Annotated in this window: 17 protein-coding genes; all 17 read left to right on the plus strand. The window is 64.5% G+C overall.

Translation table 11 applies throughout. The features are described 5' to 3' along the window. Positions 1-2 precede the first annotated feature (2 nt). The 17 genes from ACPPVR_RS08895 to ACPPVR_RS08975 all read left to right on the plus strand — a co-directional run bounded on the left by ACPPVR_RS08895 (position 3) and on the right by ACPPVR_RS08975 (position 16,248). Positions 3-332: a flagellar hook-basal body complex protein FliE gene (locus ACPPVR_RS08895; protein WP_426613851.1), complete on the plus strand. Its 330-nt coding sequence runs from the start codon at positions 3-5 to the stop codon at positions 330-332. 17 nt (positions 333-349) lie between these two features. Then, positions 350-1,141, plus strand: a complete 792-nt coding sequence (gene flgG / locus ACPPVR_RS08900) for a flagellar basal-body rod protein FlgG (RefSeq protein WP_426613852.1) — start codon at positions 350-352, stop codon at positions 1,139-1,141. A gap of 13 nt (positions 1,142-1,154) precedes the next feature. Beyond that, positions 1,155-1,631, plus strand: a complete 477-nt coding sequence (gene flgA / locus ACPPVR_RS08905; RefSeq protein ID WP_426613853.1) for a flagellar basal body P-ring formation chaperone FlgA — start codon at positions 1,155-1,157, stop codon at positions 1,629-1,631. Beyond that, positions 1,628-2,758: a flagellar basal body P-ring protein FlgI gene (gene flgI / locus ACPPVR_RS08910; RefSeq protein WP_426613854.1), complete on the plus strand. Its 1,131-nt coding sequence runs from the start codon at positions 1,628-1,630 to the stop codon at positions 2,756-2,758. The genes flgA and flgI overlap by 4 nt, the downstream gene beginning before the upstream one ends. Before the next feature lie 67 nt (positions 2,759-2,825). Further along, complete coding sequence (locus ACPPVR_RS08915) at positions 2,826-3,590, plus strand: MotE family protein (RefSeq protein WP_426613855.1); 765 nt, start codon at positions 2,826-2,828, stop codon at positions 3,588-3,590. After that, positions 3,591-4,286, plus strand: coding sequence for a flagellar basal body L-ring protein FlgH (gene flgH, locus ACPPVR_RS08920; RefSeq protein WP_426613856.1), 696 nt, complete (start codon positions 3,591-3,593; stop codon positions 4,284-4,286). Between the two features lie 30 nt (positions 4,287-4,316). Then, positions 4,317-4,760 (plus strand): flagellar basal body-associated FliL family protein, encoded by a 444-nt coding sequence (locus tag ACPPVR_RS08925; RefSeq protein ID WP_426613857.1) that lies wholly within the window; start codon positions 4,317-4,319, stop codon positions 4,758-4,760. Then, entirely contained in the window at positions 4,757-5,497 is a 741-nt protein-coding gene (gene fliP, locus ACPPVR_RS08930; protein ID WP_426613858.1) for a flagellar type III secretion system pore protein FliP, read from the plus strand. The genes ACPPVR_RS08925 and fliP overlap by 4 nt, the downstream gene beginning before the upstream one ends. 265 nt (positions 5,498-5,762) lie before the next feature. Further along, the gene (locus tag ACPPVR_RS08935; RefSeq protein ID WP_426613859.1) at positions 5,763-6,668 is read left to right on the plus strand and encodes a flagellin; all 906 of its coding nucleotides are present in this window, start codon (positions 5,763-5,765) and stop codon (positions 6,666-6,668) included. 271 nt (positions 6,669-6,939) lie between these two features. Further along, the gene (locus ACPPVR_RS08940) at positions 6,940-7,848 is read left to right on the plus strand and encodes a flagellin (RefSeq protein ID WP_426613860.1); all 909 of its coding nucleotides are present in this window, start codon (positions 6,940-6,942) and stop codon (positions 7,846-7,848) included. Positions 7,849-8,163: 315 nt separating this feature from the next. Further along, positions 8,164-9,072, plus strand: coding sequence for a flagellin (locus ACPPVR_RS08945; protein ID WP_426613861.1), 909 nt, complete (start codon positions 8,164-8,166; stop codon positions 9,070-9,072). 305 nt (positions 9,073-9,377) lie between these two features. Then, positions 9,378-11,003, plus strand: coding sequence for a flagellar basal-body MS-ring/collar protein FliF (fliF, locus tag ACPPVR_RS08950; RefSeq protein ID WP_426613862.1), 1,626 nt, complete (start codon positions 9,378-9,380; stop codon positions 11,001-11,003). Then, entirely contained in the window at positions 11,000-11,710 is a 711-nt protein-coding gene (locus ACPPVR_RS08955; protein ID WP_426613863.1) for a hypothetical protein, read from the plus strand. Before fliF ends, ACPPVR_RS08955 begins: the two co-directional genes overlap by 4 nt. A gap of 6 nt (positions 11,711-11,716) precedes the next feature. Then, the gene (locus ACPPVR_RS08960; protein WP_426613864.1) at positions 11,717-13,036 is read left to right on the plus strand and encodes a MotB family protein; all 1,320 of its coding nucleotides are present in this window, start codon (positions 11,717-11,719) and stop codon (positions 13,034-13,036) included. Next, positions 13,033-14,214 (plus strand): chemotaxis protein, encoded by a 1,182-nt coding sequence (locus ACPPVR_RS08965; RefSeq protein ID WP_426613865.1) that lies wholly within the window; start codon positions 13,033-13,035, stop codon positions 14,212-14,214. Before ACPPVR_RS08960 ends, ACPPVR_RS08965 begins: the two co-directional genes overlap by 4 nt. After that, positions 14,211-15,713 (plus strand): flagellar hook-length control protein FliK, encoded by a 1,503-nt coding sequence (locus ACPPVR_RS08970; RefSeq protein ID WP_426613866.1) that lies wholly within the window; start codon positions 14,211-14,213, stop codon positions 15,711-15,713. Before ACPPVR_RS08965 ends, ACPPVR_RS08970 begins: the two co-directional genes overlap by 4 nt. Further along, positions 15,664-16,248 carry a transglycosylase SLT domain-containing protein gene (locus tag ACPPVR_RS08975; protein WP_426613867.1) on the plus strand — a complete coding sequence of 195 codons (585 nt, stop codon included), beginning with the start codon at positions 15,664-15,666 and terminating at the stop codon, positions 16,246-16,248. Before ACPPVR_RS08970 ends, ACPPVR_RS08975 begins: the two co-directional genes overlap by 50 nt. Positions 16,249-16,328 lie beyond the last annotated feature (80 nt).

Genomic DNA, 16,328 nt, shown 5'->3' on the forward strand with positions numbered 1-16,328 from the left:
CAATGCTAGAGGCGATTTCATCCACAGCGATTTCCGCAGGGCAGGCGGCGTCTCGAGCGACCGAGACGCAGGTAATCGCGCCCGCGGCGCCGACCGCGATCCAGTCCGGCGACGAGGTCGGCTTCGAATCGGTGATGAAGCAAGTAACGACCGATGCGATCGGTACCCTGAAGACGGGTGAGGCAGCTTCGATTTCGGCGATGCAGGGCAAGGAATCGACCCGGCGCGTCGTCGAGGCGCTGATGTCGGCTGAGCAGGCCTTGCAGACGGCGGTCGCGGTTCGCGACAAGGTCGTGCAGGCCTACCAAGAAGTCGTTCGTATGTCGATTTGATCTGAAGGAATGACATTGTGAAATCGCTTGCCATCGCGGCCACGGGCATGAACGCCCAGCAGACCAATATCGAGGTCATCGCGAACAACATCGCCAACATCAACACGACGTCGTACAAGCGGGCGCGTGCGGAGTTCACCGATCTGTTCTACCAGATGGACCGCATGCAGGGCGTCGCCAACGTCAACGGCTCCTCGCCGATCCCGGAAGGCGCCAATCTCGGCCTCGGCGTCAAATCGGCGGCCATCCGCAAGCTGCATATCCAGGGCGCACTCACGCAGACCGGCAATCCCTACGACATGGCGATCAACGGCCGGGGCTGGTTTCAGGTGTTGGGCCCCAACAACGAGGTGCAGTATACCCGCGCGGGCTCATTCAACACCAATGCCAACGGCCAGCTCGTGACCATGGACGGCTACCTGCTGGATCCCTCCATCACGGTGCCGCAGGGAACGGTGCAGGTCACGGTCAACCAGACCGGCCAGGTGTTCGCCAAGCTGGATACGGAAATCAATCCGCGCCAGATCGGCCAGCTCAACCTCGCGAACTTCGCCAACGAGGCGGGCCTCGAGCCGCTGGGCAGCAATCTCTATCGCGAAACCACTGCGTCTGGCACGCCGGTCGTCGGCCTGCCGGGTGATGCCGGCTACGGCAAGATCAACCAGCAATATCTCGAAGCCTCGAACGTCGATCCCGTCAAGGAAATCACCGAGTTGATCTCGGCGCAGCGCGCTTATGAGATGAACGCCAAGGTCATCCAGGCGTCGGATGAGATGGCGCAGACGGTGTCGAAGAATCTCAGTCGCTAGTTTCGGTGTGTCGATGTTGAACAGGGTGAGTCTGATCGCGCGCGGGTTGGCCGCCGCGCTGCTGGTTCTCGTCTCCGTACGGCTCGCCGTGGCAGACGAGCGGCGGCTTCCCGTGCCGGCCGTGTCGATTCGCGCCGGCGAGCTGATCAGGGACGACATGATCACCGAGCGTGCCTTTGCACCGAACGTGCTCGGGGTCGCCATGTTCATCGAGGGGCGTCAGGTGCTCGTCGGTCGCATGGCGCGGCGTGCGCTGCTGCCGGGCCAGCCGATCCCGACCAATTCGGTGGAGGATCCCTTCACCATCGCCCGCGGCGCCATGGTCAAGGTCGTGGTCGAGGATAGCGGGCTGTCGATCGTGACTTACGGCTCGGCGATGCAGTCGGGTGCGCCCGGCGCGCTCATTCCGGTGCGAAACACCGACACCGGCGTGATCATCAGGGCCATCGTTCAGCCGGACGGTACCGTCAAGGTCGCGGACGGGTCATGACCAGATTCCTGATCGCGCTCGTCCTGATCGTTTCAGCCGCCAGCGCCCACGCCGCCGTCCGCATCAAGGACATCGCGGACATCAAGGGACTGCGCGAGAACCAGATCGTGGGTTACGGCCTCGTGATCGGCCTGAACGGCACCGGCGACACCCTGCGCAACGCGCCCTTCACGGAACAGTCGCTCCAGTCGATGCTCGAAAACATGGGTATCAATGTCAGGAACGAGACCACCAGCACGACCAACCCGGCGCGGCCGACCACGCTGCGCACGCGTAACGTCGCCGCCGTGATGGTGACGGCGGACCTGATGCCCTCGATCGGGCCAGGTGAACGGATGGACGTGACCGTATCGTCGCTTGGCGATGCGACTTCGCTACTCGGCGGTACATTGGTGATGACGTCGTTGCGCGCGGCCGATGGTGCGGTCTATGCGGTGGCGCAAGGGGCCGTCACCGTCGCAGGCTATAGCGTCGGCGGCCAGGCGCAGAATGTCAGCCAGGGCACGCCGACCGCGGGCCGCATCCCGAATGGCGCGCTGGTTGAGCGCGAGGTGCAGGGAAACCTCCATGAGATGGAATTCCTGGTGCTGGAGCTCAAGAATCCCGACTTCGTCACCGCGACGCGAATCCTCGACGCCATTAATCGCTATGCCGGGGGCCGCTATCGCGCCCAGATCGCCTTCGAGCGCGACTACCGGACGGTCGTGCTGTCCAAGCCGCGCTATATCGGTCCGGTCCGCTTTCTCGCCGAAATCGGCGAGCTGACCGTCGAGCCCGATACGCCGGCGCGGGTGGTGATCAATGAACGCACCGGCACGGTGGTGATCGGACGGGACGTGCGGATATCGACGGTTGCGGTCACGCACGGCAATTTGACAGTCCGCGTCACCGAGATGCCCGTGGTGTCGCAGCCGGCACCGTTCTCGCAAGGCCAGACGGTGGTCGTTCCGCAAACCGTGGTCGAGGCCAACGAGGCCGGATCGCAGGTGGCGATCCTGAGCGGCGTCGATCTCCAGCGTCTCGTCCGCGGGCTGAACCAGATCGGATTGAAGCCGTCAGGCATCATCGCGATCCTCCAGGCGATCAAGACGGCCGGCGCGCTCCAGGCCGAAGTCATCGTCCAATGATGCATAAGCGTCGTGCAAGCTTGGTCGCTCAATGCTCTGGTCTTGACCGAGAATCGCACGCGGCCTGATGTTGAAGCTGGATCACAAAGCGCAAGTCTTCCTCCTGGTCGCGGTCTCCGCGCTGGTGAGCGGCTCGCCCGTGCGGGCGCTGGACGAGGCGAAGCCGTCGAAGCCGCTCAACCTGCTCTCGTTCGCGCGCGCCCGCGCGCCCGGGCCGCAGAAGCCGAATGCGCCGGCCACGTCGATTCCGAGCGACAACGCTCGGGCAACGGCCTGGGCGGCTGAAGACTCGGGTCCCGCGATTACCGGCGCGGTGCCGACTTCGGAGATGCCCCCTCCGACGCCGGCAGCGGCACCCGTGCGCCCGGCCAGGCCCGGTAGCGTCACGGCGCTCCCGAAGCCGGCGCCGGCCCAGGCTGCCGCGCCGGCGGACAACGAGGTCGCACTGTTCTGTAGCAACGTGGCTGACCCCGCTGTCGACGCCAGGCTGGCCTGGCAGTTGAAGGAGCTGGAGAAGGCCGAGGCCCAGCTGCGGGAGCGGATCGCCGAAGTCGAGGCCAAGCGGGCCGAATACGAGAAGTGGATGGCGCTGCGCGACGACTTCCTGAAGAAGGCCGAAGCGAGCGTCGTCGAGATCTATTCACGCATGAAGCCGGATGCGGCCGCTACCCAAATCGCCGGCATGGCGGACGAGACGGCCGCCGCCGTGCTCGCAAAGCTCAGCCCGAGGAGTTCGAGCGCGATCTTCAATGAGATGGAGACGGCGCGCGCGGCACATCTCGCCGATCTGCTCGGCGGAATGCGTCGTGTGGATGACGGAAAGACCAAGTAGATGAAGAAGCCGATCCTCATCCTGTCGCTCGTACTTCTCGCCGGATGCTCCCATGACCCGGCCGAGATCCTGACCGGCCCGCAAGTGTCGCCCGTCGGCAGCGGCCTGAGGAGTCAGGCCGATCCTATCCCGGTGACGCCGCGCGTCCGCACGCCCGTGAGCTATCGCTCGACCTGGGACGACGGCACCGATCTCTACCGCGACCCGCGTGCCCGGCGCACCGGCGATGTCGTGACGGTGATCATCTCGATGCAGGACAAGGCGAAGCTCGACAACAAGACCGACCGTTCGCGCGATTCGCAGATCAAGTTCGGCCTCGACTGGCTGATGAATGTCGCCGGATGGAGCGACACCGGCCAGGCCAACGCCAATCTTTCGACCAACACCCAGATCAAGGGCAACGGCCAGATCGACCGTGCCGAGGACATCAAGCTCTCGATCGCGGCCATCGTCACCGACGTGTTGCCGAACGGCAATATGATGATCAGCGGATCGCAGGAATTCAAGGTCAACACCGAGATGCGCGTGCTCAACGTCGGCGGCATCGTGCGTCCGCGCGACATCTCGCGCACCAACACGATATCTTACGAGAAGATCGCCGAGGCGCGCGTCGCCTACGGCGGTCGCGGAAATCTGTCTGATGTGCAGCAGCCTGGATGGGGACATCGGATCTATGACGCTGTTGCGCCGTTCTGAGGCTCGAGCGTCGCGGGGGCAGGGGGCACCATGCGCTTGATTGCTGCCATCGTGGTGTTGACCCTGATCGCGATCGGTGCGGGCGCGCTTGCGGGCCTGCACCTGTTCGCGACCGCCGAACGCGTCGCCGACGCGAAGAAGGGCGCCACCCCGCCGCCGCTCGCGTCGAGCTACGCCGGCAGTGCGCGGCTCAGAAAGCTGTCTCCGATCGTGACCAATCTCGCGGCGCCCGCCAACAACTGGGCCCGGGTCGAGGCCTCCATGGTGACCGAGAGCATGAGCGACGAGGATGCTGGCATCCTGGCCGCCCATATCAGCGAGGACATCGTCACTTATCTGCGGTCCGCGTCGGTCGCGCAGTTCGAGGGATCGCGCGGGCTCCAGCATCTGCGCGACGACCTGTCCGAACGCGCCAGCATCCGCTCGTCCGGCAAGGTCCGGGAATTGATCATTGAGACGTTGGTGATCCAGTGAAATTGAGAGTTCTGCTGCTCGCGTTGCTGCTGGTCGTGCTGCCTGAGGTGGCATTCGCCCAGATCCCGGATCTCAACTCGCTGCTGCCTCCGGGCAACGGCTCGACCAGCGGCCGCATCATCCAGCTCATGGCGCTGCTGACGGTGCTGTCCGTCGCGCCGGGGCTGCTCATCATGATGACTTGCTTCACGCGGTTTGCCGTCGCGCTGTCGTTCCTTCGCGCCGGTCTCGGCCTGCAGACGACGCCGCCAAATCTCGTTCTGATCAGCCTCGCGATGTTCATGACTTTCTACGTCATGGCGCCGACCTTCGACCGCGCCTGGGAGACCGGCGTCCAGCCGTTGATGAAGAACGAGATCTCGGAGGAAGAGGCCTATTTGAAGATCAGCGATCCCTTCCGCGAGTTCATGCTCGCCCATGTTCGCGACAAGGATCTCCAGACGTTCGAGTCGCTGGCCGCGGAAAGCTTTCGCAAGAAATTCGACGACAAGCGCATCGACATGCGCGTCATCATCCCGGCCTTCATGATCTCCGAGCTCCGGCGCTCGTTCGAGATCGGATTCCTCATCATCCTGCCGTTCCTCGTCATCGACATGATCGTGGCGACGCTGACCATGTCGATGGGCATGATGATGATGCCGCCAACGATCCTCGCACTGCCGTTCAAGATGCTGTTCTTCGTGCTGATCGACGGCTGGAACCTGCTGGCCTCAGGCCTGGTGCGGTCGTTCTCGTAACAGCCGGCGATCGCCGGCCGGCTGGTTATGGTTAGCGAGAAGTACCGATTTATGGTTAGCGCAGAGTACCGTTAACCATCTGATATTGCAGCGAAATTCAAGCCGATCTTAATCTCGGGGCAAGATTCTGCGTGCTAGCAATGCGGCACGGCGGGTTGGACCCCACCCACTTCAGTCCAAAGGCATGATGCCGCCCCTCCGTACCGGTGAAAGCCCGGTATGTCCCCTCGTGAAAATGTAACGCGTACATAAAGGGACATTCGCAATGTCAAGCCTGCTTACGAACTCGACCGCCATGACCGCACTCCAGACCTTGCGGTCTGTGAGCTCGCAACTCGCCACCACGCAGACCCGGATCTCCACCGGTCAGCGCGTCTCGACCGCTTCGGACAACGCCGCCTACTGGTCGATCGCGACGTCGATGCGCGCCGACAACGCCGCGCTCTCCGCCGTCTCCGACTCGCTCGGACTGTCGGCCGCGACCGTCGATACCGAATATACCGCTCTGACTTCGGTTGTCGGCGACAGCACCGGCGGCCTGACCAAGCTCCAGTCGCTGCTGGTCGAAGCCAAGACCGCCGGTATCGACCGTACCAAGATCCAGGCCGACGTCACCCAGATCCAGCAGCAGATGAAGGGCACCGCCGATGCGGCAACCTTCAACGGCGTGAACTGGCTGAGCACGACGACTGCCACGCCGACGACGGTCGACCTGGTGTCGTCGTATTCTCGCGTCGGCTCCACGCCGACCACCGGTTCCATCAACCTGACCGTTTCCACCTATTCGCTCTATACCTCGTCCACCAGCGGCATCCTGGACACGGTGAGCGGCGGTGCGTCGGTCAACACGATCGACATCTCCACACTGACCGACGCGGCGACTGACCAGGCCACGCTCGATACCTACATTGCGAAGGTCACCGGTGCGATCAACTCGGTGGCTTCGGCCGCCGCCAACCTCGGCGCCGTCAAGAACCGAATCTCGACCAACACGGACTTCGTGAAGTCGCTGATGGACTCGGTTGATCGCGGTATCGGCCAGCTCGTCGACGCCGACATGAACCAGGAGTCCACCCGCCTGGCGGCCCTCCAGGTCCAGCAGCAGCTCGGCGTTCAGGCGCTCTCGATCGCCAACAACAGCAGCCAGAGCATCCTGTCGCTGTTCCGCTAAGCCTCAAACAATCCGGGGAGGGCCGCGCTTCTCACGAAGCGCGGCCCTTTCGTTTGACGTGACGTCCCGCGCACGCCGTAATTTCGGCTGTCCTGTTGCGGCCGGGGCACACAGCCACAAGCCTCGCACAAGCTTCGCGGGTTACGGTCGCCGCTACGACAGGTTGGGCCCTAACCGCTTTTCCGGAGCCCAAAGGCATGACGCCGCCCTGTCGTACCGGTGCAAGCCCGGTATGTCCCCAAATCAACTCAATCTTCAAAGGGACATCAAAATGGGTTCAAGTCTGCTTACCAATTCCGCAGCAATGACCGCGCTGCAGACCCTCCGCAACGTCAGCTCCAACCTCCAGACCACCGAAAACCGGATCTCGACCGGCCAGCGCGTGGCTACTGCTTCGGACAACGCCGCCTACTGGTCGATCGCAACCTCGATGCGCGCCGACAACGCCGCGCTCTCCGCCGTCTCCGACTCGCTCGGTCTGTCGGCTGCGACCGTCGACACCGAATATACCGCTCTGACCGCGGTTGTGGGCGACAGCACCGGCGGCCTGACCAAGCTCCAGGCGCTACTGGTCGAAGCCAAGACCGCCGGTATCGACCGGACCAAGATCCAGGCTGACATCACCCAGATCCAGCAGCAGATGAAGGGCACCGCCGATGCGGCCACCTTCAACGGCGTGAACTGGCTGAGCACGACGACGGCCACGCCGGCGACCTTCGACCTGGTGTCGTCGTTCTCCCGCGTCGGCGGCACGCCCACCATCGGCTCCATCAACCTGACGATCTCCAACTATTCGCTCTATACCTCGTCCACCAGCGGCATCCTGGACACGGTGAGCGGCGGTGCGTCGGTCAACACGATCGACATCACCTCGCTGACCGACGCGGCGACTGACCAGGCCACGCTCAGTGGCTACATCACGCAGGTCACCGCTGCGATCAACTCGGTGGCTTCGGCCGCCGCCGACCTCGGCGCCGTCAAGAACCGCATCTCGACGAATACGGACTTCGTCAAGTCCTTGATGGACTCGGTGAACCGCGGTGTCGGTCAGCTCGTCGACGCCGACATGAACGCGGAGTCCACCCGCCTCCAGGCGCTCCAGACCCAGCAGCAACTCGGCGTTCAGGCGCTCTCGATCGCCAATCAGAACAGCCAGAGCATCCTGTCGCTGTTCCGCTAAGCCTGAAGACCATCTGAGGGGGCCGTGCTTCTCGCGAAGCGCGGCCCTTTCCGTTTTGGCGCGCGTCGTTCTCGCGCCGGAACCTCAACCTGGCATCTCGACTTTGCTCGTCGCTTTGCGAGCTCGAATTGGCTCACCTTGTTGCGGTCCGGTCACGGAGCCGCAAGCCTCGCACAAACTTCGCGTGCTATCGCCGTGGTTACGACAGGTTGAGCGCACTTTTCCGCAGCCCAAAGGCATGATGCCGCCCTGTCGTACCGGTGCAAGCCCGGTATGTCCCCAAAAATTCAATCCGTTTCAAAGGGACGTCAAAAAATGAGCTCTAGTCTGCTTACCAACTCCGCAGCAATGACCGCGCTGCAGACCCTCCGGAACGTCAGCTCCAGCCTTCAGACCACCGAAAACCGGATCTCGACCGGCCAGCGCGTGGCTACCGCTTCGGACAACGCCGCCTACTGGTCGATCGCGACCTCGATGCGCGCCGACAACGCCGCGCTCTCCGCCGTCTCCGACTCGCTCGGTCTGTCGGCTGCGACCGTCGACACCGAATATACCGCTCTGACCGCGGTTGTGGGCGACAGCACCGGCGGCCTGACCAAGCTCCAGTCGCTGCTGGTCGAAGCCAAGACCGCCGGTATCGACCGGACCAAGATCCAGGCTGACATCACCCAGATCCAGCAGCAGATGAAGGGCACCGCCGATGCGGCCACCTTCAACGGCGTGAACTGGCTGAGCACGACGACGGCCACGCCGGCGACCTTCGACCTGGTGTCGTCGTTCTCCCGCGTCGGCGGCACGCCCACCATCGGCTCCATCAACCTGACGATCTCCAACTATTCGCTCTATACCTCGTCCACCAGCGGCATCCTGGACACGGTGAGCGGCGGTGCGTCGGTCAACACGATCGACATCACCTCGCTGACCGACGCGGCGACCGACCAGGCCACGCTCAGTGGCTACATCACGCAGGTCACCGCTGCGATCAACTCGGTGGCTTCGGCCGCCGCCGACCTCGGCGCCGTCAAGAACCGCATCGCGACCAACACGGACTTCGTCAAGACCTTGATGGACTCGGTGACTCGCGGCGTCGGTCAGCTCGTCGACGCCGACATGAACGCGGAATCCACCCGCCTCCAGGCGCTCCAGACCCAGCAGCAACTCGGCGTTCAGGCGCTCTCGATCGCCAACCAGAACAGCCAGAGCATCCTGTCGCTGTTCAAGTAAGCTCCGGCTTTGGAAACGACCGTGCTCCCGATGGGAGCACGGTCCCCGCCGTGAACGGCGGATGTGACGGCACATGACGTGCCCGTAATCGACCTCCTGACGCCAGACCTCATGCCATACGCTAGGCCGATCGCGCGGTAACGCGTTCGATCGTCCGTTCGTTGCCATCGAACTGCCTGCGTCACCCAAAGCTCTTGTAAAATTGCAACGCCTCGCTTGCGAAGCGGCACATTCGCGTGGTTGCGCAACCTTCAGACAAGGTTCGCAGCGGAGTGTCCTCTACGTTCGCATTGGTACGAGGTCATATGTTCAGTCGCGCGCAGCTACAGCAGCTGCTCAACAATCTGCTGGAACTTGGGCCGCGACGTCTGATGGCCTTGGGATTGATCGGCTTTGCCGTCCTCGTCACCGTCGTCGGGGGCGCCTATTATCTGAGTCGCCCTGAATTCGAGCCTCTCTACACCGGTCTCGCCCGCGAAGACGTAACGCGCATCGGCGCCGCGCTGCGCGAGCAGAACATCCCCTTCGACGTCAACGCGGCCGGCGATACCGTCTCGGTGCGGCCGAGCCAGACCATGCAGGCGCGGATGCTGCTGGCCGAGAAGGGGCTGCCGACCAGCGCCAATTCCGGCTACGAGCTGTTCGACAAGATCGGATCGCTCGGCCTGACCTCCTTCATGCAGGAAGTCACCAAGCTTCGCGCACTCGAGGGCGAGATCGCGCGGACGGTTCAATTGATGAAGGGCGTCAAGGCCGCGCGGGTGCACATCGTGATGCCGGTGCGCGGCTCGTTCCGCGCCACCCAGCAGCCGCCATCGGCTTCCGTCGTGCTGCGCACCGATGGAGCGATCGAGGCACGTACCGCGCAATCGATCCGGCATCTCGTCGCGGCCGCCATTCCCGGCATGACGCGCGACAAGGTCACCGTGCTCGATGCGGACGGAACAATGTTGCTAGCAGAGGAGGACGAGGCCAGTGCCGCGCCGACCAAGATGGCGAGCCTCCAGAAGACGGTCGGCGGCATGGTGCAGGAAAACATCCGCAAGGCGCTGACGCCCTATCTGGGCCTGGATAATTTCGAGGTCAGCGTCTCGCCGCAGCTGTCGACCGATAAACGGCAGACCAACGAGACCGTCTACGATCCGGAGACCCGCGCCGAGCGTTCCGTCCGCAACGTCCGCGAAAACGAGAAGTCACAGAACGCGGATCGCTCGACGCCGACCACGGTGCAGCAGAATCTTCCGGACCAGCAGGTCAATGCCGGCGGCACCAAGAACTCCAGCGAGGACAAGACCCGCCGGGAGGACGTCACCAATTTCGAGGTCTCGTCCAAGACCACGACGACGGTGAGCGACGGCTATTCGGTCAAGAAACTCTTCATCGCTGTGCTGGTCAATCGCACGCGGCTCGTCGCCGACCTCGGCGACAAGACCAATCAGGCCATCGTCGACAGCAAGCTCGCCGAGATCAGCCAGCTCGCGGCGACCGCCGGCGGACTGGACAAGGCGCGCGGCGACCAGATCCAGGTCACGGCGGTGGACTTCGTCGAAGGATCGCGCGAGCTCGCGCCGGTGCCGCCGATCAGCTTCGTCGAAATGATCAACAAGCAGCTCGGCAGCGTCATCAATGCGGTGACGATCCTGGCCGTTGCCTCGATGCTGGTCTGGTTCGGACTTCGGCCCGCGGTCAACGGCATCCTGACCCATCGCGCGCAGCAGGAGCAGACCGAGGCGGCGGAGGCTGCGCAGCTCGAGGCGGCCGCTGCCCTTGCGCTGCCGGACGGCGAAGAGGCGGAGCTCAATCTGGTCGAAGACCTCGAGGGCAAGATGCAGCGAACGCCGCAGAAGCGGCTGGAGCAGATTGTCCGGCTCGATCAGATGCAGGCAGCAGCGATCCTTAAAGACTGGATGCGACGCGAGGAGGCGGCATGAACGCGGCAATTGGAAAACTCCTGACGCAATTCGACGCGAACGGCCGGGTCAAGTCCCCGCCGCCTCCGCCGCCGAAGATCCAGGACGTGCTGACAAGGTCGAAAGACGTCCGGCGCGAGCCGCAACCTCAACCTCAACCTCAACCGCAGCGTCAGGCGCAATCGCAGCCGCAACTTCAGCCGCCGCTTTCGGCGCCCGCGGCCGAAGCCGCACCGGTCAATCTCCTGGATGACGCCCATCGGCGCGGTTACACCGCCGGCCTCGCGGAGGGCGATAGCAAGCTCGCCGAAGAGCGCGTGCGCAGCGCAATCCGGCTCGGCGAGGAGCGGGCCAAATGGTCCGACCAGCAGGCGGTCGCGATCGTCAACGGCTTTGCCACGGCGTGCCGAGAGATCGAAAGCAACATCGCAAGCTCGGTTGCGCGGATATTGCTGCCGTTCCTCGCTGATGCGGTCCGCGACAAGGCGATCGGCGCGCTGGTCGAGCAGATCGCGGCGTTGACATCCAATTCGCCCGTGCCGGTGTTCCGTGTGACCGGGCCGAGCGATCTCCTCAACCTCGTCAAGGCGCAACTCGATGCGACCAGCCGCTCCGCCATCGAATACCAGGCCGCCGACACCGTCGAGGTTCGCGTCCTCGCCGATCAGACCACGATCGAGACGCAGATCTCGACGTGGATCGATCGCCTGAAAGAGGCGCGCCGGTAGTCGGCCATGGAGGAAGTCAAGCACGAGCTCGTCATCATCCGCCGGCGCAGCGCCTTCGAAGATGAGAAGCCGCACGGTGGCGTTTGGAAGATCGCCTATGCGGACTTCATGACCGCGATGATGGCGTTCTTCCTGGTGATGTGGCTGATCAATGCGCTCAACCAGGACCAGAAGCAGGTGGTTGCAAGCTATTTCAACCCGATTCAGCTTGCCGAAAATGCGCCGGCGCCCAAGGGGCTCAAGGATCTCAACAAGAAGGAGCCGACGACGTTCGAGGGCCAGGACGGCAAGCGCCAGCCCTCCGGCCCGAACGAGGAGCGCCGCGGCGATTCGCCGACGGCCGAGAAGCCGCCCTTCTACGAAGAGAAGGTCTTGTTCCGCGATCCCTATGCGACGCTCGCCGAGATCGCGGCCAGCTCGAACCAGGCCTCAGGCCAGCGCCGCGCCGGCGCCCTGACATCAGCGGAGGAAGACGGGCTCAAGGGCGGCGACGCCTATCGCGATCCGTTCGATCCCGGCTACTGGAAGCTCGCTCCGGAGGCGTCCAAGGAAGCGGACCGCATCATGGACGGCGAACCGAAGCCGAATCCCTCCGCGCGAGACAATGCGGCCGGCGCAAACCAGGGCGAGCCGCGCCGCGGCAAGACGGATGATGCCGGCGGCAGCGTGGCTCCCAACGCGGAGGCGTCGTCCGCAAGTATGTCGCCCCTGCTACCACCGGGGCCGGCGCCATCGTCGTCTGCGCGTGAGACCAGTGGCCAGCCGAACGCACAGGCCAACCTTCAGACTAACGCCGCGCCGCAGACGCGTCCGGCTGACGCTCCGAAGGAGTCCGATCCGCGTGATGCCGCCCAGACACAGCAGCTGACCGTCAAGCAGCTTCAGTCCGCGATTGCCGATGCGCTGTCGGACATCAAGGCCGGCGCCGGACCGGTGGCCGAGGTCCGCCAGGTCGAGGAGGGCCTTCTGGTCAGTCTGACCGACGATGCAAGCTTCGGCATGTTCGCGGTCGGCTCGGCCGAGCCGCGGCCCGAGCTCATTCGCGTCATCGACAAGATCGGTCCGCTGCTGACCAAGCGTCCCGGCACGATCATTGTCCGCGGCCACACCGACAATCGGCCCTACAAGTCGGAGACCTACGACAATTGGCGGCTGTCCACGGCCCGCGCGCAGATGGCCTATTACATGCTGGTTCGCTCCGGCGTCGATGCGCAGCGGATCGAGCATGTCGAAGGCTATGCCGACCGGCGGCCGAAGCTTCAGAACGATCCGGCCGCCGCGCAAAATCGACGGATCGAGATCCTGATCCGGGAGAAGCGCCCTTGATCAGGCCGTTGCTCCGCGCCGTGCTGCTGGTGCTGCCGTTCACGGCCACGCACGCATTTGCCGAGCCGGTGCCGCCGTCCGGCGAGCCGTATGAACTTGTCCGCGCGCTGCAAGCCGTTCAGGACGGCATCGCCAATGGCGACACCGCCGCGCATGGCAGCCACATCGCGCTGATCCGGCAGATCGGCGAAAAGCTTCTTGCCGCGGATCCGCGCGTATGGAGCAACCCGCAGAACGGCCAGGCGGTCGTCATCTACCTGCTCAGCGGCGGCGCGCCGCAGGTCGTCCGCAAGCTGCCGCGCGACAAGATGAATGTCGATGCGAAGCTGTTCGACGGCGCGCTTGCTTATGTCGAGGGCCGCCAGGAGGAAGCGCGCGAGCTGCTCAAGGACGTCCAGCCGCGTACGATTCCGTCCGGCATGGGCGGGCAGGTCGCGCTGGTCCAGGGCGCGCTGTTCGCACGTTCCGCGGCATCGCTCGCGATCGAGCGTCTCGACGACGCGCGTCTGCTGCTGCCGGGCACGCTCGTCGAAGAGGCGGCGTTGCGGCGCGAGATCCTGCTGGTCGGGCAGGCGGAGGATTTCGACAAGTTCGAGTTCTTGACGCTGGCCTATATCCGCCACTACCGCAATTCGGTCTATGCCGGCGATTTCTGGCAGCGCTTCTCCACCGGCCTGACACAATCGAGCCTCGCTCTGGACGATCGCCGCTTTGCGCGGATCGCCGCCCTGCTGGAGCAGATCGACCGCGCCAGCCGCCTCAAGCTCTATCTGGTGATCGCGCGCGCCGCGTTGGTGCGAGGCAAGCTCGGTGTGACGCGGCCCGCGAGCGAGCGGGCGCTGACGCTCAGCGCCGATGCCACCTCGGATCGCGAGCGCGCGCATTTCTTCCGCGGCGCATCCCGTGCGCTCACCGACGAGTATGACGGCGGCTTCGCCGAGCTGAAGGCGCTCGACAAATCGAAGCTGCCGGAGCGCGACGTCCTGCTCCTCAACGCAACCGTCCAGCTCGCGCTCGATGTCCGCAAGCCGATCGCAGGCCCAGCGGCCATCGTGGCCGCCGACAAGCCTCCGCCCACGCCAGCGCGGATCGATCTCGCGTCGTCAAACGCAATGCTCGCCCGCACCCAGAAGCAGCTCGGTGAACTGGAGCTACTCACCAAGGATCGCCGTCCATGACCAAACTCGAGGGAACATCCGGACAGGTTTTCGCGGGCCTGGCCGAAAGCCTCACGCGCGGGGTATCCCGTTCGGCGAAGGGCACCGGCGCTGCGGGCGCGAAATCGGCCGACGATTCTTCGTTCAACGATCTGCTCCACACCGTCTCGAACCTGGCAAAGCGGGCGCTGAACGACCAGGGAAGTGGCGCAACCGCGAAAGTGGGTTCGCTCCGCCCGCGCCTGGCGCAACTGACCGAGCGCGACACGTCGAAGGATGAGCCGGTGCATGAGCGCACCGAGGCCGCCGATGAACCCAAAACATCGGACAAGTCGTCGGATAAGCAAAGTTTGATCGACCAGGTCGCGAAAGCGGACATTCAGAGTCGATTGGGCCTTCCGGCGATCGTTGGCCAGGAGCTCGCGATCGCGCCCGCTGTAACGCCGCAGACGCCGCCGCCGTCGAATAACAAGAACGGCACGTCTGCGCGCGATGAACGCTCCCCTGCGACAACGCGCGAGGTTCAAGGCACGAGTGTGACGAAGGCGGCAACGACGGATGTCGCCCGGTCCGCCGCTGCTGCACCCAACGTCGCTCTATCCACGACCCCGCCATCGACGGCATCCCGATCGACGGTCTCGCCATCCAATATCTCTCCGTCCGCGGTCTTCCCATCCACCGTCGTTCCGACCTCCGTCGCCCCATCGATTGTCGTGCGATCCGCGGCCGCGCCATCCGGAACGCGCTCGCAGGCCGTGGCCTCGCCGACAACGGCGGCTCAGCGAGCCACGGCAACCGCGCAGACGGTGTCGTCGGAAGACGAGGCTCAGCCGAACGCGATGCCTAGCACACCCGGCTTCGAGGCTGTCACGGCCGATGTCGAGCGCGCGGCCAAGGCGTCGTCGCGCGAGACCTTGCCGGAAGCGACCAAGGTCACAGTGCTTCAGCAGGAGACCCATCTGCCGCCCGTGTCGCAGTTCAGCGCGCCGCAGCAGGTCGCAAACGCGGTCGTGTCCGAGCTGAACGGCTCGCCCGCATCGGCCTCATCCGCCGCGGCCGATCTCGCGGGCACCCAGAGCAACGCCCAGGACCAGCCGCTCAAGATACTGACTATCACCCTCGAGCCGCCGGCGCTCGGCAATGTCACCGTGCGCCTTCGTCTCGTCGGCACGGAGGTGACGGTCCAGCTTGCCGCCGAACGCAAGGATACCAGCCAGATGCTGGACCAGCAGCGCGACTCGATCCGCGACCTGATGCAGTCGGCGGGCTACGTCGCCGAGGTTGCACCGGTACAACACGGCTCGTTGGATGGATTTCAAACCGGCTCCGGCCAGTCGCAGCTCTCGGGTCAACAGCAGCAATCACCGCAGTCGCAAGGCACGTTCGGCGGCGCAAACACATCGTCCGGTCAATCGGACAGCGGAGCCAGGCAGGCTCGGCAGGAGCAACAGCCCAACCAGGAGACACGTCATGACCAGGACGTGGCGCCGCTTACTCGTCGTGGCCCTGTTTATCTGTAACGTCGGCGCTGCCGAGGCGGCGGCGACCGATACTGCGCGCCCCTGCGAGCGCGAGATGGCGCGCGCGTCGCAGCAGCATGGGATTCCGCTCGGCATTCTCTATGCCGTCGGCCTCACCGAGACCGGCCGGCGTGGCGCACTCTATCCTTACGCACTCGGTGCCGAGGGGCAGACCGTGTTCGCCAGGGATATGGATGACGCGATGGCGAATTTCGAGGCAATGCGAGCCAAGGGCATCAAGCTCATCGATCTCGGCTGCATGCAGATCAACCATTACTTCCACGGCGACAAGTTCGCGTCGGTGCGGGCGATGTTCGACCCCGCCAAGAACGTCGACTATGCCGCGCGCTTCCTGAAAGAGCTGAAGCAGCGCGAGGGAAGCTGGACCATGGCGGTGGCGCGCTACAATGCCGGCCCCAACAACCAGCCCGCGCAGAAACGCTACGTCTGCCATATCGTCGCTCATCTGGTGTCGAGCGGGTTCGGCGCGTGGACCGACAAGGCGCGCTCGCTCTGTCAGCCCAAGACGACGTGAGGCGACGACATGAAGTTGTGCATCGTCACTTACCATCAGCCCCGCGCAAGCAAGAACCCTCATTGTCAATACAACCTACC

The sequence above is a fragment of the Bradyrhizobium sp. McL0616 genome (assembly GCF_049993385.1).
Taxonomy (GTDB): domain Bacteria; phylum Pseudomonadota; class Alphaproteobacteria; order Rhizobiales; family Xanthobacteraceae; genus Bradyrhizobium.

What these genes read in the sequence shown, in the direction of transcription:
- ACPPVR_RS08895 (WP_426613851.1), top strand. Translation starts at nt 3, where the DNA reads ATGCTAGAGGCGATTTCATCCACAGCGATTTCCGCAGGGCAGGCGGCG.
- flgA (WP_426613853.1), top strand. Translation starts at nt 1,155, where the DNA reads ATGTTGAACAGGGTGAGTCTGATCGCGCGCGGGTTGGCCGCCGCGCTG.
- flgI (WP_426613854.1), top strand. Translation starts at nt 1,628, where the DNA reads ATGACCAGATTCCTGATCGCGCTCGTCCTGATCGTTTCAGCCGCCAGC.
- ACPPVR_RS08915 (WP_426613855.1), top strand. Translation starts at nt 2,826, where the DNA reads ATGTTGAAGCTGGATCACAAAGCGCAAGTCTTCCTCCTGGTCGCGGTC.
- flgH (WP_426613856.1), top strand. Translation starts at nt 3,591, where the DNA reads ATGAAGAAGCCGATCCTCATCCTGTCGCTCGTACTTCTCGCCGGATGC.
- ACPPVR_RS08925 (WP_426613857.1), top strand. Translation starts at nt 4,317, where the DNA reads ATGCGCTTGATTGCTGCCATCGTGGTGTTGACCCTGATCGCGATCGGT.
- ACPPVR_RS08935 (WP_426613859.1), top strand. Translation starts at nt 5,763, where the DNA reads ATGTCAAGCCTGCTTACGAACTCGACCGCCATGACCGCACTCCAGACC.
- ACPPVR_RS08940 (WP_426613860.1), top strand. Translation starts at nt 6,940, where the DNA reads ATGGGTTCAAGTCTGCTTACCAATTCCGCAGCAATGACCGCGCTGCAG.
- ACPPVR_RS08945 (WP_426613861.1), top strand. Translation starts at nt 8,164, where the DNA reads ATGAGCTCTAGTCTGCTTACCAACTCCGCAGCAATGACCGCGCTGCAG.
- fliF (WP_426613862.1), top strand. Translation starts at nt 9,378, where the DNA reads ATGTTCAGTCGCGCGCAGCTACAGCAGCTGCTCAACAATCTGCTGGAA.
- ACPPVR_RS08955 (WP_426613863.1), top strand. Translation starts at nt 11,000, where the DNA reads ATGAACGCGGCAATTGGAAAACTCCTGACGCAATTCGACGCGAACGGC.
- ACPPVR_RS08960 (WP_426613864.1), top strand. Translation starts at nt 11,717, where the DNA reads ATGGAGGAAGTCAAGCACGAGCTCGTCATCATCCGCCGGCGCAGCGCC.
- ACPPVR_RS08970 (WP_426613866.1), top strand. Translation starts at nt 14,211, where the DNA reads ATGACCAAACTCGAGGGAACATCCGGACAGGTTTTCGCGGGCCTGGCC.
- ACPPVR_RS08975 (WP_426613867.1), top strand. Translation starts at nt 15,664, where the DNA reads ATGACCAGGACGTGGCGCCGCTTACTCGTCGTGGCCCTGTTTATCTGT.